The following is a 25,769-nucleotide window of genomic DNA, read 5'->3' on the forward strand; positions in this document are numbered from 1 at the left end:
AGCGGTTTTTTCATGAGGCGAAGGTGAATGAGGCGCCGGCGAGAACACCTCCCGGCTCCTCACTGGCGGGCTTTGCCAATGCTTCTGTAATTCGGCGCAACTCTTTTTCAGACAACTCCCCAGAACAGCGCTTGCTGTTGGTCGATTTGACGTCTGGCGCTTTGCTTTCTACGAGATTTTTCATGGCGCCTCCGAAATTGATCATTAAATGAGCAGTTGAGCTGATACTAGACGTAGTCGACAGGCATCACAAGCCGCCCCTCTGAGTCGAAATCGAAACCCAGTTGCCGGTAGAGAGGAATAACCCCTGCTAGAGGCTCCTGAATTTCGATCTGCTCACTGCCAATGATTCGCGCGAAGTGAGTAACAGCTGTCAGGGCAAACGTCGCGATCCGACTCTTGAGCGGGTGATCGTTGCCAGGCTTGCCTTCCAGTCGCACGATTTTCACGCGTAACCGACTCTGATTCGGGTTTGCAAAGCACAGCCCGCAGAGCTCATGGTCAAACCAGATAGCCAAATCAAAACCCATCGGTTCTCTGGATTTCCATCTGACAATTTCTTGCCATGAAAAATGAGGGTCGAGCCATTCTTCATAGGCATTCAGAGCCAGCGCATCGACAGCTTCAAATCGGACTCTGGAGTGGTCGACATCGACGATCCCCTTCTGCTGCAAATCTTTCTGTAGTTTTGCAAAAGTATTGGCCGCCTGCTTCCTCGCCTCTGACCGATACAACTGATACCGCAAATTCGTCCGTTCGCTTGGCATGTGATTTCGAGCATTCCCTGTCTCCCCATCAATGGGCCTATCCGTTGCTCATCAGCCTATGCGCCTGCCTTCGAGCTGTCCCTGCTGGCCCTTTGTCCTAATCATTGCAATCCATGTCCCGCGCTGGTTATAGTCGGCGCTCGTGAATCCCATGGCTCACGTCCAACCCTTCAAAAAAAGATCTGCCCAAATGCCTGCATCCCTCATCAACGCGGTAGTCGATTCAGCGGTCAACGCTGGCGTCGTGCCGTGCGGGAATCAGCCGCCTGTGCAGATCAGTCATTACCCTCCACCTGTCAGTAGCACGCCGGTGTGCGCAGTCGTATCACCGCCGGGCGTTGGCGTTTCGGGCTGATCGGCATTCTCTGCTGACCCCTGCGCCCGCCAGAAAAAACTACTGAACTTCAGCTTCGGCTGAGTTGGCTTCTTGCCTGACTACAGGTGGTATTCATGTTTGTCCTTTCGAAAAAAACCGCGCTCGCGGCGACGTCCACGAGCCTGTTCGTTCTGCTGTGGAGCAGCGGGGCGATCTTCTCCAAATGGGGCCTGGCCCATGCGTCACCCTTTGCCTTTCTGCTGATTCGCTTTGTGATTGCCCTGTGCGGGCTGTTACTGCTGGCGCCGTTGCTCAAGTTGAAGCTGCCCAAGGGCGGCAAGCCGATGCTCTATGCAATCGCCACCGGGGTGGTGCTGTTGGGGGCTTATCAGATTTTCTATCTGCTGGCCCTTAACACCCGAATCACTCCGGGAGTGATGGCGACCATCATGGGCGTGCAGCCGATTCTCACCGTTGTATTGATGGAGCGGCAGCGCTCGGCGAGCCGCCTGTTCGGGCTGGCGCTGGGGCTGGCAGGGCTGATCATGGTGGTGTTTCAAGGGATCGGTCTGGCCGGTATGTCCTGGGCCGGGATGCTCTTCGGTCTGCTGGCGCTGGCGAGCATGACACTGGGCTCGATCATGCAGAAAGGCATCACTGACAATCCCCTCGGCACGCTGCCGGTGCAATACCTGGCCGGGCTGTTGCTGTGCGGGATCTTCGTGCCGTTCCAGCCGTTTCATTTCGAACACAGCGCAGGGTTTATCGTGCCGGTGTTGTGGATGGGCCTGGTGGTGTCGGTGCTGGCGACGCTGTTGCTGTATCGGCTGATCGCGCGGGGCAATCTGGTGAATGTCACCAGCCTGTTTTATCTGGTGCCGGCGGTGACAGCGGTGATGGACTATCTGATCTTCGGTAATCGTCTGGCCGCGTTGAGCGTGCTGGGGATGCTGTTGATCATTGTCGGTCTGGCGTTTGTGTTCCGTAAATCCAGCTGATAGCCAGTTGAGGTGGCGGCTGTTCGGTCGCCATCGCGGGCAAGCCCGCTCCCACAGGGTTTTGTGTCGAGCCGCAGGATGTGGACGACATCAATCACTGTGGGAGCAGGCTTGCCCGCGAAGACTGAATCAGCGAGCCGCCACCTCGGCAGGCTTCACCACCGCAGGCTTCAACACCAGCCACAACGCCAAGGCAATCAACACCCCGCCATACAGATGCGCCATCGACAGCGGCTCATCCAGCAACAATGCGCCCCACAGCACGCCGAACGCCGGAATCATGAAGGTTACGGTCATCGACTTTACCGGGCCAATCGAGCTGAGCAGGCGGAAGTAAATGATGTAGGCGAATGCCGTGCAACCCAGGCCCAGGCCGAGCAGCGACAGCCAGACATTCCAGCCACCCCAGCTTGCCGGTGGCGCGGTGATGACGCTGTAGCCGAACAGCGGCAAGAGAAACAATGAGGCACCGAGCATGCTGCCCACGGCTGACAGTCGGCTGTCGAGCCCACCGGTATGGTCCAGCCAGCGACGGGTGAGGAATCCGGCAAAACCGTAGCAGGTGGTCGCGAGCAGGCAGGCGAGGGCGCCCATCAACAATTCCAGGTCGAAGGCCACGGGCCCTGCGCGGGTGAGCACGCCGACACCGAACAATCCCAGGAACACGCCCGTCAGTTTGGCGACGGTGAGCCTCTCGCTGAAGAACAAGCCGCCAATCAATACGCCCATCAGCGGCGTGGTGGCGTTGAAGATCGCCGAATAACCCGCCGGCAGCACTTGCGCCGCGACCGAATACAGGGTCGCCGGAATGCCCGAGTTGATCACCCCCAGCAACATCACGGTTTTCAGCTTGCCCTTGAAATCCCAGTTGATGCGCATCAGGCCGAGAATCACCAGCAGCCCGACAGCCGCAATCGACACCCGAAAGAATGCCGTCGGAATCGTGCCGATCACCGGCGCAATAATGCGCATGAACAGGAAGCTCGCACCCCAGATGGCGGCCAGCGACAGCATGCGGAAAATATCGACAGGGCTCACGACAACACTCCTTCCTTGATCGGGACGAGAGTGTTGCCGAGCGCCCCGGCGATGGCAACCGCTATCGGGGCATTTAATTTTTCCCTCAGATCACGAAGCGCGTGACCAGACCATTGAGGTCTACCGCAAGCCGCGACAGCTCCTGGCTGGCGGCCGACGTCTGGGTGGCGCCGGCCGCGGTTTGCGTCGAGAGATCGCGGATGCTGACCAGATTCTGGTCGACCTCGCGCGCCACCAGCGCCTGCTGCTCGGCGGCGCTGGCGATCACCAGATTGCGCTGGTTGATTTGCCCAATCGACGCGGTGATCTTCTCCAGTGCCTGCCCGGCGCTGTTGGCCCGACGCAGGGTGTGACTGGCCTGCTCGGCGCTGCTTTGCAACGCGCCGACCGTCGCGCCGGTGCCGTGCTGGATGCTGCTGATCATCAGCTCGATTTCTTCGGTGGAGTTCTGCGTACGCTGCGCCAGCGAGCGCACTTCATCGGCGACCACGGCAAAACCGCGCCCGGCCTCACCGGCCCGCGCAGCCTCGATGGCGGCGTTGAGCGCCAGCAGGTTGGTCTGCCCGGCGATCCCGCGAATCACCTCCAGCACCTTACTGATGTCCTGGGCCTGGGTGGCGAGGCCTTCGGCCTGTTCCGAGGCGCCGAGCACGGTGGTGACCAGTTCTTGAATCGAACGGATGGTTTCACTGACCTGGACGTGGCCATGCTTGCTGTCTTCGTTCGACGCTTCGGAAGCCTCGGCACTGGACACGGCGTTGGCGGCGACCTCATCCACAGCTGTGCTCATCTCGGTGACGGCGGTGGCGGCCTGTTCGATCTGGTCATTCTGCAGTTGCAGGCCGCGGGTGCTTTGTTCCATCACCGAGCTCATTTCTTCGGCGGCGGAGGCCAGTTGCTGCGCCGACTCGCTGATGCCGCGAATGGTCGAGCGCAGATTGCCCTGCATTTGCGCCAGAGCATCGAGCAATTGCGCGGCCTCATCGCGACCGCTGCTGACGATCTCGCCGCTGAGGTCGCCGGCGGCGATGCGCTGGGCCACCTTCAGCGCCTGATTGATCGGCGTGGTAATGCTGCGGGTCAGTTGCCACGCCAGCAACAGCGTGGCAATCAACGCGGTGACGATAATCGTCGCAACGATCCACAGCGCCCGCTGGTACATGTCGGCGGCGGCGTCGGCGGCGGCGTCGGCACCTTGCTGGTTGAGGCTGATCATCTGCTCCAGGGTCGTGTCGAGCACTCTGCCCTGTGGCGCCAGATCATTGTTCAAACGGGTGTAGGCCTGTTCGGTTTGCCCGGCGTCAATCTGGCTGATGATCTGGTCGAGGATGCTCATGTACTTGCCGATGTCGGCACTCAAGCCTGCGAGCATGCCCCGTTCCTGATCGCTGGTGAGCAAGGCTTCATGGTCTTTGAGACGCTTGAGCAATTCTTCGCGCTGCACCTTGATCAGGCCTTTGCTTCTGTCACGCACGGCTGGCTGGGTGCTGGTGATCAGGCGCAGGGATTCGAGGCGGATGCTGGCAATGTTCGCGGCGGCGTCATGAATGCTTTCGATGCCCGGCATCCACGACTCTTCGATGACCGCAGCGCTTTCACGCAGGGTTTTCATCTGACCCAGGCCAAACAGGCCGACGATCACCAACAGACTGGCCAGCACGGCAAAACTCAAACCGGCGCGCAAACCGATGCGCAGATTGCGGATAGACATCAATGTGCTCCTTGATCTTTGAGGGGGAGAGGTCGTCCCCGTCAGTCGAGGATCTTGTTGTGAAGAGGGTGATGGCGGCTTGTATATCAAAGTGCCACTATTTTGGTAAGACCAATCTGCGCACGTTATGCCGAGTGTTGCTGCAGCACGAGTAACAGAGGAAGAGATGCAGGCTAGAGCGCTGGGGCGGCTATTGGATCCGCAAGCCAATGAATACGCGGCTGCACATCACGCAGTGAGTGATCGCGATCGCCGACTGCCCGGTGGCTTTGCTGACCGAACGGTCGACTAAAAAAACTTTGATAAAAACTGTGTCGTTGTACAACCCTGCCGCGCATTTGGCAGAAATTGCACTTCTCCTGCCGGTGCATCCATGGCTAAGCTCAGGCACGGATTCCCACTTGCACGCCGAGGTCTCATCTATGCCGCAGCCATGGCCAGCCACCGACATCGCCCGGATGATTCTCGAAGGCTTTGACGATTACCGCGAGCATTTCCGGCGCATTACCGACGGCGCCCGGGAGCGTTTCGAACAGGCTCGCTGGCAGGAGACGCAAACCGCATCTGCGGCGCGAATCAACCTCTACGAAGAGAAAGTCGGCGAAACCATTGCCCGCCTGCGGGAGTACTTCGATGACGAAGCACTCATGAATGTCAGTTGCTGGCCACTGGTGAAAAGCGCCTACATCAGCGTCATCGACCTGCGCTTCGACGATGAATTGTCCGAGACCTGGTACAACTCGATCTTCTGCGGACTGTTCAGCCATGACCTGATCAGCGATGGCTGCATGTTCATCCACACCACGCGTCCGAGCCTGCGCCGCGCACGGGCCGCGCAGACCCGCACCTACAAGCCGCAAGGCCAGTTGAGCGCGATGCTGGCGAGCATTTTTGCCGATTACCGCTTCAGCGAAGATTACGCCGATTTGCCCGGCGACTTGCGCCGCCTCGAAGCGCAACTGCGCGAGAACCTGCCGGACTGGGTGTGCAAGGACCCGGAACTGAGCGTCGAGCTGTTTTCTTCGGTGCTCTACCGCAACAAGGGGGCCTACCTGGTCGGGCGCATCTACACCCGTGACGAACAGTGGCCGCTGGTGATTCCGCTGCTGCACCGTGAAGGACGCGGGATTCAGATTGACGCGTTGATCACCGACGAAGCCGACGTGTCGATCATCTTTTCCTTTACCCGCTCGTATTTCATGGTCGATGTGCCGGTGCCGGCGGAATTCATCGGTTTTTTGCGACGCATACTGCCGGGCAAGCACATCGCCGAGCTGTACACCTCAATCGGTTTCTACAAACACGGCAAGTCCGAGTTCTACCGCGCGTTGATCAACCACCTGGCCAATACCGATGACCAGTTCATCATGGCCCCGGGCGTGCGCGGCATGGTCATGAGCGTGTTTACCCTGCCGGGCTTCAACACCGTGTTCAAGATCATCAAGGACCGCTTCTCGCCGTCGAAAAACGTCGATCGCGCCACAGTGATCGAGAAATACCGGCTGGTGAAAAGCGTCGACCGGGTCGGGCGCATGGCCGATACCCAGGAGTTCGCCGATTTCCGTTTCCCGCTGAGCAAGTTCGATCCGGCGTGTCTGGAAGAACTGCTGGAGGTGGCGCCGTCCACCGTCTCGGTCGAAGGCGACACGGTGCTGATCCGCCACTGCTGGACCGAGCGCCGGATGACCCCGCTGAACCTCTATCTGGAAAACGCCAACGATGCACAGGTGCGCGAGGCGCTGGAAGACTATGGCCTGGCGATCAAGCAATTGGCGGCGGCCAACATCTTTCCCGGCGACATGCTGTTGAAAAACTTCGGCGTCACCCGGCACGGGCGGGTGGTGTTCTACGACTACGACGAGATCTGCTTCCTGACCGAAGCCAATTTCCGCCACATCCCCGCACCGCGCACGCCGGAGGACGAAATGGCCTCCGAGCCGTGGTATTCGATCGGGCCGCTGGATGTCTTTCCTGAGGAGTTTCCGCCGTTTCTGTTTGCCGATTCGGGGCAGCGCAAGTTGTTCGATCAGTTGCATGGCGAGTTGTATAACGCGGATTACTGGAAGAGCCTGCAGGAGGCGATTCGCGCCGGGAAAGTGATTGATGTCTTTCCTTATCGGCGTAAAGGGTTGGATAACGAATAGCCCTCTTAAAAACTCCCTCACCCCAGCCCTCTCCCGGAGGGAGAGGGCGCTGACGGAGCAAGCATCGACCTGAAAGGCCTTGGCGATTATGGATTCGGTGATGCACGTTCAGGTCGGTGAAGCTGGCAAAGTTGACTCGCTCGGTCCCCGCTCCTTTTGGGAGAGGGCCAGGGTGAGGGCCGCAATCCCCCAGACACGCCACAAATCCGCCAAATCTGCGACAATCCGCCCCCTGCATAAATAGACGACCGAATTGCGTACCCGATGACCGACGAATCGCCCTCCATCGACAAACTGCTGAAAAACCTCGATCACGCCATGCTCGCCGACCGTCACCGGCTGCGGCGGCAGTTGCTTGAGCTGCGCAAGAAACCCGACGAGGCCAAGCTGGCCCAGTGGGTGGCGCGGATGCAGGCGTCCTGCGATCAGGTGCTGGCGCGCAAGGCCAGCCTGCCGGTGATTCGTTATGACGACAGCCTGCCCATTGCGGCCAAGCGTGACGAAATCAAACAGGCCCTGGAAAAGCATCAGGTGCTGATCATCGCCGGCGAAACCGGCTCGGGCAAAACCACTCAGTTGCCGAAAATCTGTCTGGAAATCGGTCGTGGCCAGCATGGCTTGATCGGTCACACCCAGCCGCGCCGAATTGCAGCACGCAGCGTCGCAAGCCGGGTTGCCGAAGAACTCGGCACGCCGCTCGGCTCGCTGGTCGGTTATCAGGTGCGATTCGAGGATCAGAGCGATTCTAACACCCTGATCAAACTGATGACCGACGGCATCCTGCTGGCGGAAACCCAGAACGACCGCTACCTGGAACGCTACGACACGATCATCGTCGACGAAGCCCACGAACGCAGCCTGAACATCGACTTCCTGCTCGGTTACCTGAAAACCCTGCTGCCGCGTCGTCCGGATCTGAAAGTCATCATCACGTCGGCGACCATCGACCTGGAGCGTTTCTCCAAACATTTCGATGACGCACCGATTGTCGAAGTCTCCGGCCGCACCTTCCCGGTGGACACCTGGTATCGACCGCTGACCCTGGAGCAGGACGAAGAGGGCAACCGCGTCGAAGACGACCTGACCGTGGATCAGGCGATCCTCGCCACCCTCGACGAAATCGCCGCCTACGAGCGCAGCGAGCGCCGCAGTCCTGGCGATGTGCTGGTGTTCCTGCCCGGCGAACGCGAGATTCGCGACGCCGCCGACATGCTGCGCAAGGCTCAGCTTAAACACACCGAAATCCTGCCGCTGTACGCGCGCCTGTCGCCGGCCGAACAGCAGCGCATTTTCCAGTCGCACCCGGGGCGTCGCGTGGTGCTGGCGACCAACGTCGCCGAGACCTCGCTGACCGTGCCGGGCATCCGTTACGTGATCGACAGCGGCACCGCGCGCATCAGCCGTTACAGCTATCGCGCGAAGGTCCAGCGTCTGCCGATCGAGGCGATTTCCCAGGCCAGCGCCAACCAGCGTAAAGGTCGTTGCGGCCGGGTCGAGCCGGGCATTTGCGTGCGCTTGTACAGCGAGGAAGATTTCCTCGGTCGCCCGGAATTCACCGACCCCGAGATTCTGCGCACCAACCTTGCCGCGGTTATCTTGCAGATGCTGCACTTGCGCCTCGGCGAAATCACCGCGTTCCCGTTCATCGAGCCGCCGGATGGCAAAGCCATCAGCGACGGTTTCAATCTGCTGCAAGAGCTCTCGGCGGTGGATCGCAACAGTCAGTTGACCCCGCTGGGACGCCAGTTGGCACGCCTGCCGGTGGATCCACGCATGGGCCGCATGCTGCTCGAAGCGGCCAGGCTCGGCAGCCTGCAGGAAGTGCTGATCGTCGCCAGTGCGATGTCGATTCAGGACCCGCGCGAGCGTCCACCGGAGCGTCAGCAAGCCGCCGATCAGGCCCATGCGCAATGGAAAGACAGCGATTCGGACTTCGCCGGGCTGGTCAATCTGTGGCGTGGTTTTGAAGAACAGCGCCAGGCGCTGACGGCCAGCCCGCTGCGCAACTGGTGCCGCAAGAACTTCCTCAACTACCTGCGTCTGCGCGAGTGGCGTGATTCCCATCGCCAGTTGAGCCTGATCTGCCGTGACATGCAGCTGAGCCTCAATAAAGAGCCGGCGGATTACCCGAAACTGCACAAAGCGGTGCTGGTCGGTCTGCTCAGCCAGATCGGTCAGAAAACCGAGGACGGCGATTACCTTGGCGCCCGTCAGCGGCGTTTCTGGATTCACCCGTCGTCGGGGATCGGCAAGAAGCGTCCGCAATGGCTGATGACAGCCGAGCTGGTGGAAACCACCAAGCTTTACGCGCGCATGGTCGCCAAGATCGACGCCGACTGGATCGAACCGCTGGCCGGGCACCTGATCAAGAAGAACCACTTTGAACCGCACTGGGAGAAGAAGCGTGGCCAGGTCGTGGCTTACGAGCAGATCACCCTGTTCGGGCTGATCGTCGTTGGCCGTCGCCCGGTGCATTACGGTCCGGTGGATCCGGTGGTGTCCCGCGAGCTGTTTATCCGCGAAGGCCTGGTGCGCGGCGAGATTCAGTCGAAAGCCAAGTGCCTGACGGCCAACCAACAGTTGCTCGAACAGCTCGACGAGCTGGAGGCCAAGGCCCGGCGCCGTGACATCCTTGCCGACGAAGAAACCCTGTACGCCTTCTACGATGCGCGCTTGCCGGCAGAGATTCACCAGACCGCGACCTTCGACAGCTGGTATCGGGTCAACAGCCAGAAGAACCCGCAACTGCTGATCATGCGCGAAGAGGACGTGCTGGCCCGCGAGGCCAGTGAAGTCACCGCGCGCGACTACCCGGATACGCTGCACATCGGTGACCTGGAACTGGCGCTGACCTATCATTTCGAACCCAATCACCCGCGCGACGGCGTGACCTTGCGCGTGCCGGCGCCGCTGTTGCCGATGCTGCCGCCGGAACGCCTCGAATGGCTGGTGCCGGGGATGATCGAAGCCAAGTGCATCGCCCTCGTGCGCAACCTGCCGAAGGCGCTGCGCAAGAACTTCGTACCTGTGCCGGACTTCATCAAAGCGGCTTTGCAGCGCATGACCTTCGCCGAAGGTTCGTTGCCGCAAGCGCTCGGTCGCGAGTTGCTGCGCATGACCGGTGCGCGGGTCAGCGATGAGGCGTGGGCGGAAGCGGCGCAGCAGGTCGAAGGGCATTTGCGGATGAACCTGGAAATCGTCGACGGCCAGGGCAAGTTCCTCGGCGAAGGCCGCGATCTGGCCGAGTTGACCGCACGGTTTGCCGAAGCCAGTCAGGCTGCACTGGCGGTGCCGCAGAGTGCAAAAAGTCAGCAACCAGTGGAGGCGAAAGTCTTTGCACCAGTGGCGGAAAAGACTCAACAGAAGATCGCCGGGCTGTCGATGACGGTGTATCCGGCGCTGGTGGAAGAGGGCGGCGCGGTCAAGGAGGGGCGCTTCTCGACTCCGGCCGAAGCCGAGTTTCAACACCGCCGCGCGTTGCAGCGTCTGCTGATGCAGCAACTGGCGGAGCCGGCGAAGTTCCTGCGCAGCAAATTGCCGGGGCAGACTGAACTGGGCCTGCTCTATCGCGAGTTGGGTCGGGTCGATGCGCTGGTCGAAGACATTCTGCTGGCCAGCCTCGACAGCTGCATTCTGGAAGGCGAAGACCCGTTGCCCCGCGATGGCGCCGGGCTGGCAGCGTTGGCCGAGCGCAAGCGCGGCAGCTGGACCGAACACGCCGAACGCGTGGCGCGCCTGACGCTGGAGATCCTCAAGCTGTGGCACGGTCTGCAAAAGCGTTTCAAGGGCAAGATCGACCTTGCGCAAGCGGTGGCGCTGAATGACATCAAGCAGCAGATCAGCCAGTTGGTGTACCCCGGTTTCGTCCGGGAAACGCCGATGCAATGGCTCAAGGAATTGCCGCGTTATCTGAAAGCGGTCGAGCAGCGTTTCGAAAAGCTCGGGGCGCAGGTGCAGAAGGATCGCGTCTGGAGCGGCGAACTGGCCGGCCTCTGGGCGCAATACCAGACCCGCGCCGCCAAGCATGCCCAGGAAGGCAAGCGCGATCCGCAGCTGGAGTTGTACCGCTGGTGGCTGGAGGAATACCGGGTGTCACTGTTCGCCCAGCAGTTGGGCACCAAAGTCCCGATTTCCGACAAACGCCTGAACAAGCAGTGGACGCAGGTCGAACCTTGATTGCCAGGCCTGCACAACCCCCTGTAGGAGTGAGCCTGCTCGCGATAGCAGAGTGTCAGTCAACGCAATAGTGACTGATACGACGCAATTGCGAGCAGGCTCACTCCTGCAGGGAAGCAGCGTCGATCTTGAGAAAGGCGCCAAAACCTCGGGTTTATGGCAAACTTCGCGACCATAAACGCCCGTTTCGCGACCCAGAGCCTTCGGTAAGGTCGCGAACCGGAATAAAGCGATGCCAGGTCAGCGTCCCCCGGATGGGAATAGACCCTTTGTGTGTTGGTACGACGGTTCCAGCACTTTCTGCCTGAACAGATTAGAGAAACGACCATGCATAATGTCGTCATCAGCGGCACCGGCCTGTACACCCCGGCCAACAGCATCTCCAACGAAGAGCTGGTGCAGTCTTTCAACACCTACGTCGCCCAGTTCAACGCCGATAACGCCGAAGCCATCGCCAACGGTGAAGTCCAGGCCCTGACCGAATCCAGCGCCGCGTTCATCGAAAAGGCCTCGGGCATCAAGAGCCGCTTTGTCATGGACAAGGATGGCATCCTCGACCCGCTGCGCATGGCGCCGCGTCTGCCGGAGCGTTCCAACGACGAATGGTCGGTGCTGTGCCAGATGGCCATCGGCGCAGCCGAGCAAGCCTTGCAGCGCGCCGGTAAAACCGCCGCTGATATCGACGGCGTGATCGTTGCCTGTTCCAACCTGCAGCGCGCTTACCCGGCCATTGCCATCGAGGTCCAGGAAGCGCTGGGCATCCAGGGCTTCGGCTTCGACATGAACGTGGCCTGTTCCTCGGCTACCTTTGGCATCCAGGCGGCGGCCAACAGCGTGCAACTGGGTCAGGCCCGGGCGATCCTGATGGTCAACCCGGAAGTCTGCACCGGTCACCTGAACTTCCGTGACCGTGACAGCCACTTCATCTTCGGTGATGCCGCGACTGCAGTGATCATCGAGCGTGCCGATCTGGCGACGTCCAAATACCAGTTCGACGTGGTCAGCACCAAACTGTTGACCAAGTTCTCCAACAACATCCGCAACAATTTCGGCTTCCTCAACCGCGCCGCGGAAGAGGGCGTCGGCGCCCGCGACAAGCTGTTCGTGCAGGAAGGGCGCAAGGTGTTCAAGGATGTCTGCCCGATGGTCGCCGAACTGATTGGTGAGCATCTGCAAGAGAATCAGCTCAATGTCGGCGACGTAAAGCGCTTCTGGCTGCACCAGGCCAACCTGAGCATGAACCACCTGATCGTGCGCAAGCTGCTGGGCCGCGAAGCGACCGAAGAAGAGGCGCCGGTGATTCTCGACACCTACGCCAACACCAGCTCCGCCGGTTCCGTGATTGCCTTCCACAAGCACCAGGATGATCTGGCTGCCGGTTCGCTGGCTGTTTTGAGTTCGTTCGGTGCAGGCTATTCGATCGGCAGCGTGATTCTGCGCAAGCGTTGAAAAGAGGTTTAGTTTCCTCTTAAACACGTCGACTTTTCCTACATCCGAATCGGCTCAAACGCTGTAATTTTTCGGAAATGGCGGCAGGCGAAGTCCTGCCGCTATCATTTCGGAATCAGCACAAGGAGATTTTTGGATGGCTGACGACACCCAACTGCTTGAGCGCCTGCTGGCAGGTGAACAACGGGCTTTCAAGGAACTGGTGACTACGTATCAGAGCGCCATGCGGGCTGTGGCGTATGCGATTGTCGGCCAGCGTCATGTCGAAGAAGTGGTGCAGGACGCCTGGCTTTCCGTGGTGCGCCACATCGCCAGTTTCGAAGGTCGTTCCAGCCTCAAGACCTGGCTGCTGACCATCACCGCCAACTCGGCCAAAAGTCGTTACAAGCTGAATCGCCGCGAAGTGCTGATGGATGACTTGCCATCGCCCCACGGCACCATTGATGACGACCGCTTTTCTCCCGGCGACGGCCATTGGTTGATCGCCCCGTTCGCCTGGCACCAGGACACGCCCGAAGCCTTGCTGACCGAAAGTGAATTACGTGACTGCCTGGAGCATACGCTGCTCAGTCTGTCGGAATTGCAAAGCAGTGTTCTGCTGTTGCGAGAGCGTCAGGGCCTGGAGCTGGAAGAGATCTGTAATCTTCTGGAGATCTCGCTCTCCAATGTCCGTGTGCTGCTGCATCGTGCGCGGCTGAAAGTCTTCGCGACCGTGGAGCATTTTGAGGAGACCGGGGAATGCTGACCTGTAAGGAACAAGTGGCGCGCTCCAGCGATTATCTCGATGATCAGTTGAGCTTTCGCGAGAAGCTGATGGTGCGTCATCACCTGATGTTCTGCCCGAACTGTCGGCGTTTCATTCGGCAGATGCGTTTGATGCAGGCGACCTTGAAGGCGATGCCGGAGAAACCGGAGGAAGGGGTGGATGCCTTGGCGGAACGTTTGGCGGCGCAACGGCGGGACGATAGCCCGTGAAAAAACACAGCCCGGTGAAGCACCAGCGAACGGATGATGGGGATCGCTGTTGCTGCATCGAGCTGCAGGAAAATCAACTTCGATCGGCAAGTCGCAAGGGGAGCGGTGACTTGCAACTTGTCGCTCGAAGCTTGTCGCTGTTTTCTTAGAACTTCGCTTCCGCGTCCAGCTGCAGGGTGTTGGTGTCTGCATCACGCTGGGTACGGCTGGAGAAGTCTGCTTTGGTCAGGAAGTACGTCGCGCCGATGGCAAAGTTCTTGTCGATGTCGTAACCGACCTTGAACTTGTGACCACGCGAACCGGTGGTGCCGTTGGCGAAGTCGGAGTCGGTGAAGGCGCCGACCACGGCGTCACGCTGTACGTCACGATAGTTGTAGTCGAGGTTCAGACCGAACACTTTCGACTTGGCGCCGACCAGCCAGGCGGTGTCTGCATCGGTCACGGCATCGTTGTTCTTCACGTACTGACCGTAGAACGACAACGGCATTGGCAAGCCACCGATATCGATCTGGCTGAAGCCCTCGTACAGACGGAATTCGTTGTTGGCCGAGTTGCCGTTGACCGCCAGGGCGCACGGAGTGGAAGTCCCGGTGCAGCGGCTGTCTTTGTCGTTCTGGTAGGCGTAGACGCTGCCGCCCAGGGTCAGTTTCAGGTTGTCGGTGATCGCGAAGCGGCTACCCAACTGGCCAGAGGTCAGGCGCAGGTCGTGACGGAATTGCACGCCGTCGCCGTCGACGTTGTCCTTGAGGTTGTAGTTACCCAGGCTGCCGAACAGCTCGGCGCTGCTGCCCAACGGGTATTTGTAGGTCACGGCCAGACCTTCCGGGTTGATGTCGCTGTCCCAGATCACGTCACCCATGCTGACCCACGGTTGCAGCATTTTGCCGCCGATGACGTGCAGGTTCTTGATCTGATCGGGGTGGTAGTCGATGTAGCCCAGGTCGAGCCAGATCTGCTTCTTGTCGAAGTAGTTGTCCTGATCCTGGTTGGTCGAACGGGCGTCGTCGCCGCCGCCGGTGGCGATACGGATGCCGGTGTCGACTTGCGGGTTGATCTCGGTGTAGGCGCCCAGGCGGGCACGGATGCGCTGGCGATCCTTGTCGCGGCCGCCGTTGTTCGGTTCGCCGTCGATCTTGATGGTTTCCTGACGGATACGCACGTCACCCTTGAACTGGGTCTTGGCGGCCCAGGCCAGTTTCTGGTCGAAGGAGCTCAGCTCATTGGTTTTCTTCGCGGTTGCCGCGATTTGCTCGTTAGTCTCTTGCTGCGCCTGCTGCGCGATTTGCTGAGCCTTCTGATCCTTGGCCAGTTCAGTTTGCAGTTCAATGTACTGCGCCTGGGAAATCGAACCGTTAGCCTTGAGCATGTCGAGCAGTTTGGCGTCGACTGCAGCACTGGCCGGAACGCTCATGGCCAGTAACAGGCCACCGCACAGGGCCGCCGCAGTTTTCGTGGAAGCAAGACGCATAGCAATCTCCGAAGATGAGAGGGGATGGCTGAACCATCCTGGGCACAACCGACGTGAAGGTCGGAAAACAGTGTCCGGGTAGAACCCGGCGCTCTAAAAACAGGCGCCAGTATCGCGATGGTTTATGACAGAGCAGTGGCACGATGATGGCAGGTTGATGACGATCCAGATGCGTCGTGAACTATTGATCTAGAGCGCTGTCGCCCGATTGAACGTGTGCAATGGCCGGCGATAGGCGATACTCGCCGGGCGCTGAAACCCGCTTGTGGAGACTCTGTTGATGCCGTTGCAACGCCTGCAAAACCTGTCAGAAATCGCCCCGGCCACCTGGGACGCACTGGTGCCGGAGAATCAGCCGTTTCTGCGCCATGCCTTCCTCAGCGCCCTGGAAGACAGCGGCAGCGTCGGCCCTCACACGGGTTGGCAGCCGGAACATTTGTTGCACATCGAGGACGATCGACTGATAGCGGCACTGCCCAGTTACCGCAAGTGGCATTCCTACGGCGAGTATGTATTCGATCATGGCTGGGCCGACGCCTGTGCCCGCGCCGGAATCGACTATTACCCCAAGCTGTTGACGGCCGTGCCGTTCAGCCCGGTCAGCGGCCCACGCTTGTTGGCGGCGAAGGTCGAAGACGGCTTCGAGTTGCTCAAGAGCTTGCCGGGGTATCTGGAAATCGAAGGGCTTTCCAGCGCACATATCAATTTCACCGATCTCTTCACCGATACCGCCATGGCTGAACAACCAGGCTGGTTGCAGCGCATCGGCTGTCAGTATCACTGGCAGAATCGCGGCTACCGGGACTTTCAGGACTTTCTCGATGTGCTCAGTTCGCGCAAGCGCAAGCAGATGCGCAAAGAGCGCGAGCAAGTGGCGGGGCAGGGCTTCGAGTTTGAATGGTTGCAGGGGCGGGAGCTGGACGAGGCGCAATGGGATTTCGTTTACGCCTGTTACGCCAATACCTATGCGGTGCGACGTCAGGCGCCATACCTGACGCGCGAGTTCTTCAGCCTGCTTGCCGAACGCATGCCGGAGTCGATTCGCGTGGTGCTGGCCAGACAGGGTTCACGCCCGGTGGCGATGGCCTTCAGTCTCGTGGGTGGCGATAGCTTTTACGGACGCTATTGGGGTTGCCTGGCGGAGTTTGATCGGCTGCACTTCGAAACCTGTTTTTATCAGGGCATGGATTACGCGATTGCGCAGGGCTATCAACGTTTCGACGCTGGTGCCCAGGGCGAGCACAAGTTGATTCGTGGTTTCGAACCGGTGATCACTCATTCGTGGCATTACCTGCGCCATCCCGGGTTGAAAGCGGCGGTGAAGGATTTCCTGCAACAAGAGCGTGCCGGAGTCCTTGCGTATGCCGAAGAAGCGAAAACAGCCTTGCCCTACCGCCAAACCTGAATCCCCTGTAGGAGTGAGCCTGCTCGCGATAGCGGTCTGTCAGAGCCATTGATGTTGACTGACACACCGCTATCGCGAGCAGGCTCACTCCTACAAGGGGATTTGTACAGGCTTCAGGTTTCTTCTTTGCCCAGCCAGCGATAGACCCCGCCTCCGACCACCGCGCCTAACAGCGGCGCGACCCAGAACATCCACAACTGCGCGATCGCCCAGCCGCCGACCATCAGCGCCGGGCCCGTGCTGCGGGCCGGATTGACCGAGGTGTTGGTCACGGGGATCGAAATCAGGTGGATCAGTGTCAGGGCCAGGCCGATGGCAATCGGTGCGAGGCCCGCCGGAGCGCGTTTATCGGTGGCGCCGAGGATGATGATCACGAACATCGCGGTCATCACCAGTTCGCACACGAACCCGGCCGCCATTGAGTATTTGCCGGGCGAATGCTCGCCATAACCGTTGGAGGCCAGGCCGGCGGCGATATCAAATCCCTCCTTGCCGCTGGCGATGTGGGCGATCAGCGCGGCCGCGAGAATCGCGCCCAGCACCTGGGCGATGATATAGGCCGGTAGCTCTTTGGCCGGGAACCGGCCGCCAACGAACAGACCGACCGAGACGGCCGGGTTGAGATGACATCCGCTGATGTGGCCGATGGCAAACGCCATGGTCAGCACCGTCAGACCAAACGCCAGGGCGACCCCCAGCACCCCGATTCCCAACGGTGAAGACGCGGCGATCACCGCACTGCCACAACCGCCCAACACTAACCAGAACGTACCCAACAACTCAGTAACTGAACGTTTGAACAGAGACATGAGAGTGTCCTTGATAGGCGTGCTATCGAGACTGCATCGAGTGAGGCCTCCATGCCGATTTACGACAGGTTCCGTGCCGGAGCCTTGCCTGAGTACAGCAGGCTTTGAACGGATTTCCAGCAGGCGCAAAAAAACCGCCAGCGCCCGTGGTTAGCGGGCTGTGGCGGTTTTATCTGTCACAGATTTCACACATCTCCTGTAGGAGTGAGCCTGCAGAGTTTTGTGGTGACGGAAAAAGTCAGTCGATTCCGACAAACCCTCCGGTCTGATGCGCCCACAACCGCGCATACAAGCCACGATGGGCCAACAGTTCGGCATGGGTACCGCTCTCGGCGATCTTGCCGTTCTCCAGCACCACCAGCCGGTCCATGCGCGCGATGGTCGAGAGGCGGTGGGCGATGGCGATCACGGTCTTGCCCTGCATCAGGGTTTCCAGGCTTTCCTGAATGGCTGCTTCGACCTCCGAGTCCAGCGCCGAGGTCGCTTCGTCCATGATCAGGATCGGCGCGTCCTTGAGCAGCACGCGGGCGATGGCGATGCGCTGACGTTGACCGCCGGATAGTTTCACCCCGCGCTCGCCGACATGCGCGTCAAAACCGGTACGGCCTTCAGCGTCCGACAGCAAGGGAATGAACTCGTCGGCGCGGGCCTTGTGGGCCGCATCCCACAACTCTGCATCGGTGGCGTCGGGTTTGCCATACAACAAGTTGTCGCGGATCGAGCGGTGCAGCAGCGAGGTATCCTGAGTGATCATGCCGATCCGCGCGCGCAGGCTCTCCTGACCGACTTCGGCGATGTTCTGCCCATCGACCAGAATGCGCCCGCCCTCGACGTCATATAGACGCAGCAGCAGGTTGACCAGGGTCGACTTGCCGGCGCCGGACGGGCCGATCAGACCGATCTTTTCCCCGGGTTTGATGGTCAGATTGAGGTCGCCGATGATGCCGCGCTTCTTGCCGTAGTGAAAATCCACATGTTCGAAACGCACTTCGCCACGAGCCACGGCCAAGGGTTTGGCCTGCTCGCGATCGGTGACACTGACCGGTTGCGAGATGGTTTGCAGACCGTCCTGGACCATGCCGATGTTTTCGAAAATGCCGGTGACCACCCACATGATCCAGCCGGACATGTTGACGATGCGAATCACCAGACCGGTGGCGAGAGCGATAGCGCCGACCGTGATCAGCGATTGTGTCCATAACCACAGCGCCAGCGCCGTAGTACCGACGATCAGCAGGCCGTTCATGGTGGTGATCGCCACGTCCATGCTGGTGACCACACGGCCGGCCATTTGCGCCTTGACCGTCTGTTCCTCGATGGCTTCCCTGGCGTAGTGCTGTTCGAAGTTGGTGTGGGCGAACAGCTTCAGGGTGGCGATGTTGGTGTAGCCGTCGACGATCCGCCCCATCAGTTTCGAGCGTGCGTCGGAAGCTTCCACCGAGCGCTCTTTCACCCGTGGCACGAAGTAACACAGTGCGCCGATGTAGGCGGCGATCCACGTCAGCAGCGGGATCATCAGGCGCCAGTCGGCTTCGGCGAACAGCACCAGCGAACTGATCGCGTAGATCACCACGTGCCACAGCGCATCCACCGCCTGCACTGCCGAATCACGCAGCGAGTTGCCGGTCTGCATGATGCGCTGGGCGATGCGCCCGGCGAAATCGTTCTGGAAGAAATTCAGGCTCTGTTTGAGCACATAACTGTGGTTTTGCCAGCGGATCATGCTGGTCATCCCCGGGCTCAGGGTCTGGTGCACCAGCAGGTCGTGCAGGCCGAAAAAGATCGGTCGCAGCACCAGGGCGACCACCAGCATCCACGTCAATTCGAGGGCGTGATCGCTGAAGAAATTCGGGTTGGGCGTGCCTTGGGCCAGGTCAATGATGCGGCTCAGGTAACTGAACAGCGCCACTTCGATCAGCGCGGCAAACAGGCCGACCACCAGCAGGGCGGCAAAGCTCGGCCAGACCTGCTTGAGGTAATAGGTATAGAAGGGGAGAACGCGGTCCGGCGGAGACGCCGTCGGGGCGTCACGGAATATGTCGATCAGTTGTTCGAAACGGCGATAGAGCATCAGATAACCGCCCGGAGCCGGGCTCTCCTTTTATCGGTGTGAGCGGCGTGGGGTAGAACTCACGCCGCTCGATACGCCCTGTACAGCTTAGTTGATGACTTTGGCCGACTTGATGATCACAGGGTCGACGGGCACGTTTTGCATGCCTTGTTTGGTGGTGGTTTGCGAGTTGACGATGATGTCGACGACGTCCATGCCCTTGACCACTTTGGCGAACACCGCATAACCGGCGTCGCGGCCCGGATCGAGGAACGCGTTGTCAGCCACGTTGATGAAGAACTGGCTGGTGGCCGAGTCTGGATTGGAGGTGCGCGCCATCGACAAGGTACCGCGAACGTTATGCAGGCCGTTGCTGGCTTCGTTCTTGATCGGCGCTTTGGTGTCTTTCTGTTGCATCTGCTGGGTGAAACCACCGCCCTGCGCCATGAAGCCCGGGATCACCCGATGGAAAATGGTGTTGGTGTAAAAGCCGCTGTTGACGTAGTCGAGAAAGTTCTTGGTACTGATCGGCGCCTTGACCGGGTCCAGTTCGATTTCGATCTGACCGTTGGTGGTGTCCAGCAGCACGTGTGGCGCTTTGGCCGGGGTGGCAGCCATCAGGTTGGCAGCAAACAGCACAGTGCCGGCGGCGAGGGCGAGTTTTTTCAGCATGGGTCAGTGATCCTGAGATTGAGTATCGGCTGCGGCAAGAAAATCCAGCAGCGTTTGGTTGAAGCGTTCGGGTTGATCGAGCGGGGTGGCGTGGCGCGAATCGGCGATCACCACCAGCCGCGCATCGGGCAGCAGTTTTACATAGGTTTCTTTCAGCGAGACCGGCGTGTAGTCACGGTCGGCGCTGACGATGAGGGTTGGACAGGTCACCCGGGAAAGTCGTTCCTGAACGCCCCAGCCAACAATTGCATCGAAGCTGGCGAGATAAGCACGTTTGTCGTTTTTTGCCCAGCGTTCGGCCATTTTCTGCCTTAGACCGGCCTGTTCGGGTTTCGGAAAAAGCTTGCCGCCCAGCGCTTTACCGATGGTCGCGAGGCTGAGCAGGCGCATCAGGCTCCAGCGCTTGAACCACTGCCAGTAATCGTCGCGGCTGCGGATTTTGACTTCGGGCGCGCTGTTGACGATGGTCAGGCTTTTCAGCATTTGCGGTTGATCGACGGCGAACTGAAAACCGATCATCCCGCCCATCGACAGCCCGACGTAATGCACCGCGCCGAGGTTGAGGTGTTCGATCAGCGCCAGCAGGTCGGCGCTGAACCCGGCGATGCTGTAGCGCTCGCGGGGTTTGTCCGAGCGACCGTGACCGCGAACGTCCGGGACGATCACCCGGTAGTGCGCGGCCAGGGCCGGGATCTGCATTTCCCAGTCAAGGGTGCTCGAACCGAGCCCGTGAACCAGCAGCAACGGCGTGCCGTGGCCATATTCTTCGTAGTGCAGGTTGCAACCTTCATGTTCGAAATAGGCCATCGGTGAACTCCGTGTCAGGCTTGTTCGGGGGCGGCGTACGACGCATCCAGAGGCAACGTATCGAAGGTGCGCAGCAGTTCGATGAGAATTTGCGTGGCCGGGCCCAAGGGTTTGTCCTTGTTCGAGTACAGGTAAAAACTCGGGTTGCGGCTGCCGCCCTGATCCAACGGTAGCAGCTTGAGCGTGCCTTCCTTCAATTCCCGCTCGATCATGTGCCGGGGCAGCCAGGCAAACCCCAGACCGCTGCTGACGAAGGTGGCGGCGGTGGCGAGGCTGCCGACGGTCCAGCGCTGTTCGGCGCCGAGCCAGCCGACGTCGCGCGGCTGCTGCCGGCCGGAATCGCGGATCACCACCTGCATCTGGGTTTCCAGATCCTGAAAGCTCAGCTCGCGATTGAGCCGATGCAGGGCGTGGTCAGGGTGGGCGACGGCGACGAACTCGACGTCGCTCAACTCGGCGCCGAGGTAGCCGGGAATGCTCAGGCCGGTGATCGCCAGATCGGCGACGCCTTCGAGCAGCACTTCTTCGACCCCCGACAACACTTCTTCGCGCAGACGTACCCGGCAACCACGGCTCTGCGGCATGAACGCGGTCAGCGCGCGGACGATGCGGGCGCTCGGGTAGGCCGCATCGACCACCAGCCGCACCTCGGCTTCCCAACCTTGCTCCATGTGGTGGGCGAGGTCTTCCAGCTGGCTGGCCTGCTTTACCAGTTGGCGCGAGCGCCGCAGCAATACGCCGCCGGCTTCGGTGAGTACCGCCTTACGCCCGTCGATGCGTAACAGCGGTACGCCGAGTTGGTCCTGCATGCGGGCCACGGTGTAGCTCACCGACGATTGCGAACGGTGCAGGGCCTCGGCAGCCTGGGCGAATCCGCCGTGGTCGACCACAGCCTGCAGTGTTCGCCATTGATCCAGGGTCACGCGGGGCGCTTTCATCAATAGCTCCTCTTGTCCTAAGCTGGCTGTCCCTCATGGAGACTGCCGAATGAAAAAATTCTGTTGTGTGCTGCTGGCGCTGCTTCCGCTGACTGCTTTTGCTTATCCGATTGATGTGCAGAAAGATCTCAACGGCATGAAGATCGACTACGAGACTTTCGATACCGACAACGACATCGGCTCCATTCGGGTAGCCAACTACGGCGAAGTCGATGCCGTCTGCAAGGCTGTGTTTACCAATGGCCCGGAAGCACCGCGCACCCGTAACATCGAAGTGGCAGCCGGCAAACATAAAAACGCCACGGCCAAATTCACCCGCGAGATCATCAAGCTGCGTATCAAACTGACCTGCACCCCGAAATAACACCTGTTCCTGTAGGAGTGAGCCTGCTCGCGATAGCGGTGTGTCAGTCAATAATGATTGCTCTGACACACCGCTATCGCGAGCAGGCTCACTCCAGCAGGCTATGGATCAGCATCTAAACTAATTATTCGATGTTTTGCAGCAATTATTTGCGCTTTTTCATCGATTAGACACTGTTTAACCTTCACTCCATCGACCTACAACATTCTCGGATGGAGGCTACACACCATGTCCCGCGTTCTGATCATTGAAAGCAGCGCCCGCCAGCAAGACTCGGTATCCCGTCAGCTGACCCAGACCTTCATCAACCAGTGGAAAGCGGCGCATCCTGCTGATCAGATCACCGTGCGTGACCTTGCCGTGAACCCGGTGCCGCACCTGGACAGCAACCTGCTGGGTGGCTGGATGAAGCCTGCCGAGCAGCGTAACGACAGCGAACAAGCCTCGCTGGATCGCTCCAACCAATTGACCGATGAGCTGCTGGCAGCCGACGTGCTGGTGATGGCCGCGCCAATGTACAACTTCGCCATCCCGAGCACCCTCAAGGCCTGGCTCGACCATGTGCTGCGTGCCGGTGTGACCTTCAAGTACACCGAAACCGGCCCGCAAGGCCTGCTCAGCGGCAAGCGTGCCTACGTGCTGACCGCTCGCGGCGGTATCTACGCCGGCGGCCCGGCCGACCATCAGGAACCGTACCTGCGTCAGGTGATGGGCTTTATCGGCATCCACGACGTGACCTTCATCCACGCCGAAGGCATGAACCTGGGTGGCGACTTCCAGGAGAAGGGCCTGAATCAGGCCAACGCCAAACTGTCCCAGGTCGCTTGATATGTTAATCGCCAGATAATCGCCGATTGTTCTAGTGACCTGGCGCAACCCCTTCAAGGCTCTACGCGCATCGAACCTCCCTTTGCACTTGTTGCTCCTGAGTGCTGTAGCCCGATTGAACGCATTAGCGAGATCGGGCTTTTTTTTGCCCGCGATTTATCAGAGCACCAAAAATCCCCAGTGGGAGCGGGCGTGCCCGCGATGGCGGAGTGTCAGTAGACACACGTTCGCGGTCGGGCCAAAAAACCGCTATCGTCGCCGCCATTCGAAACAGAGGCGACCATGGGCTATCTACTTTTTGTCACGCTGATCCAGGCGTTTTCCTTCAGTCTGATCGGCGAATACCTGGCCGGTCACGTCGACAGTTACTTCGCGGTGTTGGTGCGCGTGGTGCTGGCCGGGCTGGTATTTATCCCGCTGACGCGCTGGCGCTCGGTGGAACCGGCGTTCATGCGCGGCATGCTGTTGATCGGCGCGTTGCAGTTCGGCGTGACCTACGTTTGCCTGTACCTGAGCTTCCGCGTGCTGACGGTGCCGGAGGTGTTGCTGTTCACCATTCTCACGCCGCTGCACGTGACCCTGATCGAAGACGCGCTGAACCGCCGCTTCAATCCATGGGCGCTGATCGCCGCGCTGGTCGCGGTAGGGGGCGCGGCAGTGATCCGCTTCGACCGGATCAACCCGGACTTCTTCATGGGTTTCCTGCTGTTGCAACTGGCCAACTTCACCTATGCCGCCGGGCAGGTGCTGTACAAGCATCTGGTGGCGAAACACCCCAGCGACCTGCCGCATTACCGGCGTTTCGGCTTCTTCTACCTCGGCGCACTGGCGGTGGTGTTACCGGCGTTCCTGCTGTTCGGCAAGGCCAACTTTCTGCCCGAAGCACCGCTGCAGTGGGGCGTGTTGCTGTTCCTTGGTCTGGTCTCGACCGCATTGGGCCTGTACTGGTGGAACAAGGGCGCGTGCATGGTCAACGGTGGCACGCTGGCAGTGATGAACAATCTGCATGTGCCGGTGGGGCTGCTGTTGAATTTGCTGATCTGGAACCAGCACGAAGAACTTGGGCGGTTGTTCCTCGGCGGCAGTGTGATCCTCGCCGCTGTATGGATTAGCCGGTTGGGGATCAAACGCACCGCATGACCCCCTGGGAATTTTGTTGTCAGCGCAGGGCCAGTTGCGTCACCAGAAACTCAATGAACGCCCGGGTCTTCTGCGGCACCCGCCGCGCCGAGGAATACACCGCGTTGATGCTGATCGCCGGTGCCTGCCATTCGCACAGCACCGGTACCAGCCGACCCGCCGCCAAGGCATCTTCGACGATGAAGTCCGGCAGCAGCGCAATCCCCATCCCGGCCTCGGCCGCCTGCGCGAGCAAGTCGCCATTGTTCGCGTGCAACGGCCCGGTGACGTTGACCCGCTGGGTCTCCTTGCCATTGCACAGTTGCAGACTCACACCGCTTTGCAGATAGCCGTAGTTCAGGCATTGGTGTGTGCGCAAATCCTGTGGCGTCTGCGGAATCCCGGCACGTTCGAGGTAGGCCGGGGAGGCGACCATGATTCGCGGTGCCGGCGCCAGTTGCCGGGCGATCATGGTCGAGTCGGGCATGCTCGCAATGCGGATCGTCATGTCGAACCCGCCCCTTACCGGATCGACCTGTTGATCGCTGAGCACCAGTTGCAGCTCGATGTTCGGGTGTTGCTCATGGAACAGCGGGATCAGTTTGCCCAAGCGCCGCAAGCCGAACGACATCGGCGCATTCACGCGCAATACGCCGCGTAATTCGCCAATCCCGTCACGTGCGCGCTGCTCGGCCTCGTCCAGGGCGGCAATGACCTCGCGCGCCGCTTCAAAATACTCGGCGCCGGCTTCGGTCAGGTGCAGGCTGCGCGTGGTGCGTTGCAGCAGTTGCACGCCGATGGCTTCTTCCAGCGCCTGGATCTGTTTGCTGACTTTCGAGCGCGGCACATCCATCGCGCGTGCCGCGGCGGCGAAGCCGTTTTCGCCGACTGTCACCACGAAGGCGCGCATGCATTCGATGCGATCCATGATTGTCCCTTTTTTAGAATCAATGATTCTCGATTTTAGGGAATTGTCCCTTTATCTGCCAGCCCCTAAAGTGACATCCAAGCCGACAACAACGCCGAACCCGGCAACGTCGACCAACCCTTACTGACCCGACATCATCGACATCAAAAGGAACGCGCCATGTCTATTCGTGAACTGCTCAACCCAACCAACTCCGCTCTGATCCTGATCGACCACCAGCCACAAATGGCCTTCGGCGTGCAGTCGATCGACCGTCAGACCCTGAAGAACAACACCGTGGGCCTGGCCAAGGCGGCGAAGATCTTCAACGTGCCGACGATCTACACCTCGGTGGAAACCGAGAGCTTCAGCGGTTACATCTGGCCTGAGCTGTTGGCGGTTCATCCTGAGCAGAAGCCGATCGAGCGCACCTCGATGAACTCCTGGGAAGACAAGGCGCTGGTCGACGCGGTCAAAGCCACCGGGCGCAAGAAGCTGATCATTGCCGCGCTGTGGACCGAGGTCTGCCTGACCTTCCCGGCCCTCGAAGCCCTGGCGGAAGGTTATGAGGTGTACATCGTGACCGACGCGTCCGGCGGCACCAGCAAAGAAGCCCACGACATGTCGGTGCAACGGATGATTCAGGCGGGCGCGGTGCCGGTCACCTGGCAGCAAGTGCTGCTCGAATTCCAGCGTGACTGGGCGCATAAAGAGACTTATGAAGCAGTGATGGAACTGGTACTGGAACACAGCGGCGCGTACGGCATGGGCGTCGATTACGCCTACACCATGGTGCACAAGGCGCCGCAACGGCAGGCCAAATAACCC

The 25,769-nt window shown here is 60.1% G+C and carries 22 protein-coding genes; 11 read left to right on the forward strand and 11 right to left on the reverse strand.

Annotated features, from left to right (window positions below):
* Positions 1 to 10: 10 nt before the first annotated feature.
* The gene (locus PseuLF5_RS09055; RefSeq protein ID WP_185015791.1) at positions 11 to 184 is read right to left on the reverse strand and encodes a hypothetical protein; all 174 of its coding nucleotides are present in this window, start codon (positions 182 to 184) and stop codon (positions 11 to 13) included.
* A gap of 43 nt (positions 185 to 227) precedes the next feature.
* Complete coding sequence (locus tag PseuLF5_RS09060; protein ID WP_340133379.1) at positions 228 to 767, reverse strand: hypothetical protein; 540 nt, start codon at positions 765 to 767, stop codon at positions 228 to 230.
* 450 nt (positions 768 to 1,217) lie between these two features.
* Between PseuLF5_RS09060 and PseuLF5_RS09065 the strand changes: the two genes are divergently transcribed.
* Complete coding sequence (locus PseuLF5_RS09065; RefSeq protein WP_123465537.1) at positions 1,218 to 2,081, forward strand: DMT family transporter; 864 nt, start codon at positions 1,218 to 1,220, stop codon at positions 2,079 to 2,081.
* 129 nt (positions 2,082 to 2,210) lie between these two features.
* On the opposite strand, the gene PseuLF5_RS09070 is transcribed toward PseuLF5_RS09065, so the two are convergent.
* Together PseuLF5_RS09070 and PseuLF5_RS09075 are read right to left on the reverse strand one after the other, a co-directional pair.
* Positions 2,211 to 3,119: a DMT family transporter gene (locus PseuLF5_RS09070; protein ID WP_123465539.1), complete on the reverse strand. Its 909-nt coding sequence runs from the start codon at positions 3,117 to 3,119 to the stop codon at positions 2,211 to 2,213.
* An 85-nt stretch (positions 3,120 to 3,204) separates the two neighbouring features.
* On the reverse strand, positions 3,205 to 4,830 hold the full coding sequence (locus tag PseuLF5_RS09075) for a methyl-accepting chemotaxis protein (RefSeq protein WP_340133380.1): 1,626 nt from the start codon (positions 4,828 to 4,830) through the stop codon (positions 3,205 to 3,207).
* A 422-nt stretch (positions 4,831 to 5,252) separates the two neighbouring features.
* On the opposite strand from PseuLF5_RS09075, the gene aceK reads away from it, so the two are divergent.
* The 5 genes from aceK to PseuLF5_RS09100 all read left to right on the forward strand — a co-directional run bounded on the left by aceK (position 5,253) and on the right by PseuLF5_RS09100 (position 13,574).
* The gene (aceK, locus tag PseuLF5_RS09080; RefSeq protein WP_123465542.1) at positions 5,253 to 6,974 is read left to right on the forward strand and encodes a bifunctional isocitrate dehydrogenase kinase/phosphatase; all 1,722 of its coding nucleotides are present in this window, start codon (positions 5,253 to 5,255) and stop codon (positions 6,972 to 6,974) included.
* Between the two features lie 264 nt (positions 6,975 to 7,238).
* A complete protein-coding gene (hrpA, locus tag PseuLF5_RS09085) occupies positions 7,239 to 11,150 on the forward strand; it encodes an ATP-dependent RNA helicase HrpA (protein WP_128616357.1) in 3,912 nt (1,303 codons plus the stop codon).
* Positions 11,151 to 11,477: 327 nt separating this feature from the next.
* Positions 11,478 to 12,599: a beta-ketoacyl-ACP synthase III gene (locus tag PseuLF5_RS09090; RefSeq protein ID WP_123465546.1), complete on the forward strand. Its 1,122-nt coding sequence runs from the start codon at positions 11,478 to 11,480 to the stop codon at positions 12,597 to 12,599.
* Between the two features lie 136 nt (positions 12,600 to 12,735).
* Complete coding sequence (locus tag PseuLF5_RS09095; protein ID WP_123465548.1) at positions 12,736 to 13,344, forward strand: RNA polymerase sigma factor; 609 nt, start codon at positions 12,736 to 12,738, stop codon at positions 13,342 to 13,344.
* Positions 13,338 to 13,574, forward strand: coding sequence for an anti-sigma factor family protein (locus tag PseuLF5_RS09100; RefSeq protein WP_123465550.1), 237 nt, complete (start codon positions 13,338 to 13,340; stop codon positions 13,572 to 13,574). Before PseuLF5_RS09095 ends, PseuLF5_RS09100 begins: the two co-directional genes overlap by 7 nt.
* Positions 13,575 to 13,719: 145 nt before the next feature.
* On the opposite strand, the gene PseuLF5_RS09105 is transcribed toward PseuLF5_RS09100, so the two are convergent.
* Complete coding sequence (locus tag PseuLF5_RS09105) at positions 13,720 to 15,042, reverse strand: putative porin (RefSeq protein ID WP_123465552.1); 1,323 nt, start codon at positions 15,040 to 15,042, stop codon at positions 13,720 to 13,722.
* A gap of 280 nt (positions 15,043 to 15,322) precedes the next feature.
* Between PseuLF5_RS09105 and PseuLF5_RS09110 the strand changes: the two genes are divergently transcribed.
* The gene (locus tag PseuLF5_RS09110; RefSeq protein ID WP_336346958.1) at positions 15,323 to 16,447 is read left to right on the forward strand and encodes a GNAT family N-acetyltransferase; all 1,125 of its coding nucleotides are present in this window, start codon (positions 15,323 to 15,325) and stop codon (positions 16,445 to 16,447) included.
* Positions 16,448 to 16,560: 113 nt separating this feature from the next.
* On the opposite strand, the gene aqpZ is transcribed toward PseuLF5_RS09110, so the two are convergent.
* From aqpZ to PseuLF5_RS09135, 5 genes are all read right to left on the reverse strand, one after another.
* Entirely contained in the window at positions 16,561 to 17,256 is a 696-nt protein-coding gene (aqpZ, locus tag PseuLF5_RS09115; RefSeq protein WP_128616360.1) for an aquaporin Z, read from the reverse strand.
* A gap of 238 nt (positions 17,257 to 17,494) precedes the next feature.
* Positions 17,495 to 19,327, reverse strand: a complete 1,833-nt coding sequence (locus PseuLF5_RS09120) for an ABC transporter ATP-binding protein (RefSeq protein ID WP_123465557.1) — start codon at positions 19,325 to 19,327, stop codon at positions 17,495 to 17,497.
* A gap of 87 nt (positions 19,328 to 19,414) precedes the next feature.
* Positions 19,415 to 19,978 carry a peptidylprolyl isomerase gene (locus PseuLF5_RS09125; RefSeq protein ID WP_123465559.1) on the reverse strand — a complete coding sequence of 188 codons (564 nt, stop codon included), beginning with the start codon at positions 19,976 to 19,978 and terminating at the stop codon, positions 19,415 to 19,417.
* Between the two features lie 3 nt (positions 19,979 to 19,981).
* Complete coding sequence (locus PseuLF5_RS09130; RefSeq protein ID WP_123465561.1) at positions 19,982 to 20,785, reverse strand: alpha/beta fold hydrolase; 804 nt, start codon at positions 20,783 to 20,785, stop codon at positions 19,982 to 19,984.
* A 14-nt stretch (positions 20,786 to 20,799) separates the two neighbouring features.
* Positions 20,800 to 21,723 carry a LysR family transcriptional regulator gene (locus PseuLF5_RS09135; RefSeq protein WP_123465563.1) on the reverse strand — a complete coding sequence of 308 codons (924 nt, stop codon included), beginning with the start codon at positions 21,721 to 21,723 and terminating at the stop codon, positions 20,800 to 20,802.
* 49 nt (positions 21,724 to 21,772) lie between these two features.
* Between PseuLF5_RS09135 and PseuLF5_RS09140 the strand changes: the two genes are divergently transcribed.
* From PseuLF5_RS09140 to PseuLF5_RS09150, 3 genes are all read left to right on the forward strand, one after another.
* On the forward strand, positions 21,773 to 22,087 hold the full coding sequence (locus PseuLF5_RS09140) for a 3-phosphoglycerate kinase (RefSeq protein ID WP_340133381.1): 315 nt from the start codon (positions 21,773 to 21,775) through the stop codon (positions 22,085 to 22,087).
* 228 nt (positions 22,088 to 22,315) lie between these two features.
* Complete coding sequence (locus PseuLF5_RS09145; RefSeq protein WP_123465565.1) at positions 22,316 to 22,915, forward strand: FMN-dependent NADH-azoreductase; 600 nt, start codon at positions 22,316 to 22,318, stop codon at positions 22,913 to 22,915.
* Between the two features lie 282 nt (positions 22,916 to 23,197).
* Positions 23,198 to 24,055, forward strand: a complete 858-nt coding sequence (locus PseuLF5_RS09150) for a carboxylate/amino acid/amine transporter (RefSeq protein ID WP_123465567.1) — start codon at positions 23,198 to 23,200, stop codon at positions 24,053 to 24,055.
* 19 nt (positions 24,056 to 24,074) lie between these two features.
* Here PseuLF5_RS09150 and PseuLF5_RS09155 read toward each other — a convergent pair whose 3' ends face one another.
* Positions 24,075 to 24,962, reverse strand: coding sequence for a LysR family transcriptional regulator (locus PseuLF5_RS09155; RefSeq protein ID WP_340133382.1), 888 nt, complete (start codon positions 24,960 to 24,962; stop codon positions 24,075 to 24,077).
* A 159-nt stretch (positions 24,963 to 25,121) separates the two neighbouring features.
* Here PseuLF5_RS09155 and PseuLF5_RS09160 point away from each other — a divergent pair, with 159 nt between their 5' ends.
* Positions 25,122 to 25,766, forward strand: a complete 645-nt coding sequence (locus PseuLF5_RS09160; RefSeq protein WP_123465571.1) for a hydrolase — start codon at positions 25,122 to 25,124, stop codon at positions 25,764 to 25,766.
* Positions 25,767 to 25,769: the final 3 nt, after the last annotated feature.

It is taken from the genome of Pseudomonas sp. LF-5 (genome assembly GCF_037626295.1).
Classification (GTDB): Bacteria; Pseudomonadota; Gammaproteobacteria; order Pseudomonadales; family Pseudomonadaceae; genus Aquipseudomonas; species Aquipseudomonas monsensis.

Coding starts and splice junctions, on each gene's coding strand:
- PseuLF5_RS09060 (WP_340133379.1), bottom strand. CDS start 767: ATGCCAAGCGAACGGACGAATTTGCGGTATCAGTTGTATCGGTCAGAG.
- PseuLF5_RS09160 (WP_123465571.1), top strand. CDS start 25,122: ATGTCTATTCGTGAACTGCTCAACCCAACCAACTCCGCTCTGATCCTG.
- PseuLF5_RS09130 (WP_123465561.1), bottom strand. CDS start 20,785: ATGGCCTATTTCGAACATGAAGGTTGCAACCTGCACTACGAAGAATAT.
- PseuLF5_RS09155 (WP_340133382.1), bottom strand. CDS start 24,962: ATGGATCGCATCGAATGCATGCGCGCCTTCGTGGTGACAGTCGGCGAA.
- PseuLF5_RS09135 (WP_123465563.1), bottom strand. CDS start 21,723: ATGAAAGCGCCCCGCGTGACCCTGGATCAATGGCGAACACTGCAGGCT.
- PseuLF5_RS09100 (WP_123465550.1), top strand. CDS start 13,338: ATGCTGACCTGTAAGGAACAAGTGGCGCGCTCCAGCGATTATCTCGAT.
- aceK (WP_123465542.1), top strand. CDS start 5,253: ATGCCGCAGCCATGGCCAGCCACCGACATCGCCCGGATGATTCTCGAA.
- PseuLF5_RS09145 (WP_123465565.1), top strand. CDS start 22,316: ATGTCCCGCGTTCTGATCATTGAAAGCAGCGCCCGCCAGCAAGACTCG.
- PseuLF5_RS09095 (WP_123465548.1), top strand. CDS start 12,736: ATGGCTGACGACACCCAACTGCTTGAGCGCCTGCTGGCAGGTGAACAA.
- PseuLF5_RS09090 (WP_123465546.1), top strand. CDS start 11,478: ATGCATAATGTCGTCATCAGCGGCACCGGCCTGTACACCCCGGCCAAC.
- PseuLF5_RS09110 (WP_336346958.1), top strand. CDS start 15,323: ATGCCGTTGCAACGCCTGCAAAACCTGTCAGAAATCGCCCCGGCCACC.
- PseuLF5_RS09125 (WP_123465559.1), bottom strand. CDS start 19,978: ATGCTGAAAAAACTCGCCCTCGCCGCCGGCACTGTGCTGTTTGCTGCC.
- hrpA (WP_128616357.1), top strand. CDS start 7,239: ATGACCGACGAATCGCCCTCCATCGACAAACTGCTGAAAAACCTCGAT.
- aqpZ (WP_128616360.1), bottom strand. CDS start 17,256: ATGTCTCTGTTCAAACGTTCAGTTACTGAGTTGTTGGGTACGTTCTGG.
- PseuLF5_RS09140 (WP_340133381.1), top strand. CDS start 21,773: ATGAAAAAATTCTGTTGTGTGCTGCTGGCGCTGCTTCCGCTGACTGCT.
- PseuLF5_RS09120 (WP_123465557.1), bottom strand. CDS start 19,327: ATGCTCTATCGCCGTTTCGAACAACTGATCGACATATTCCGTGACGCC.
- PseuLF5_RS09105 (WP_123465552.1), bottom strand. CDS start 15,042: ATGCGTCTTGCTTCCACGAAAACTGCGGCGGCCCTGTGCGGTGGCCTG.
- PseuLF5_RS09150 (WP_123465567.1), top strand. CDS start 23,198: ATGGGCTATCTACTTTTTGTCACGCTGATCCAGGCGTTTTCCTTCAGT.
- PseuLF5_RS09075 (WP_340133380.1), bottom strand. CDS start 4,830: ATGTCTATCCGCAATCTGCGCATCGGTTTGCGCGCCGGTTTGAGTTTT.
- PseuLF5_RS09055 (WP_185015791.1), bottom strand. CDS start 184: ATGAAAAATCTCGTAGAAAGCAAAGCGCCAGACGTCAAATCGACCAAC.
- PseuLF5_RS09065 (WP_123465537.1), top strand. CDS start 1,218: ATGTTTGTCCTTTCGAAAAAAACCGCGCTCGCGGCGACGTCCACGAGC.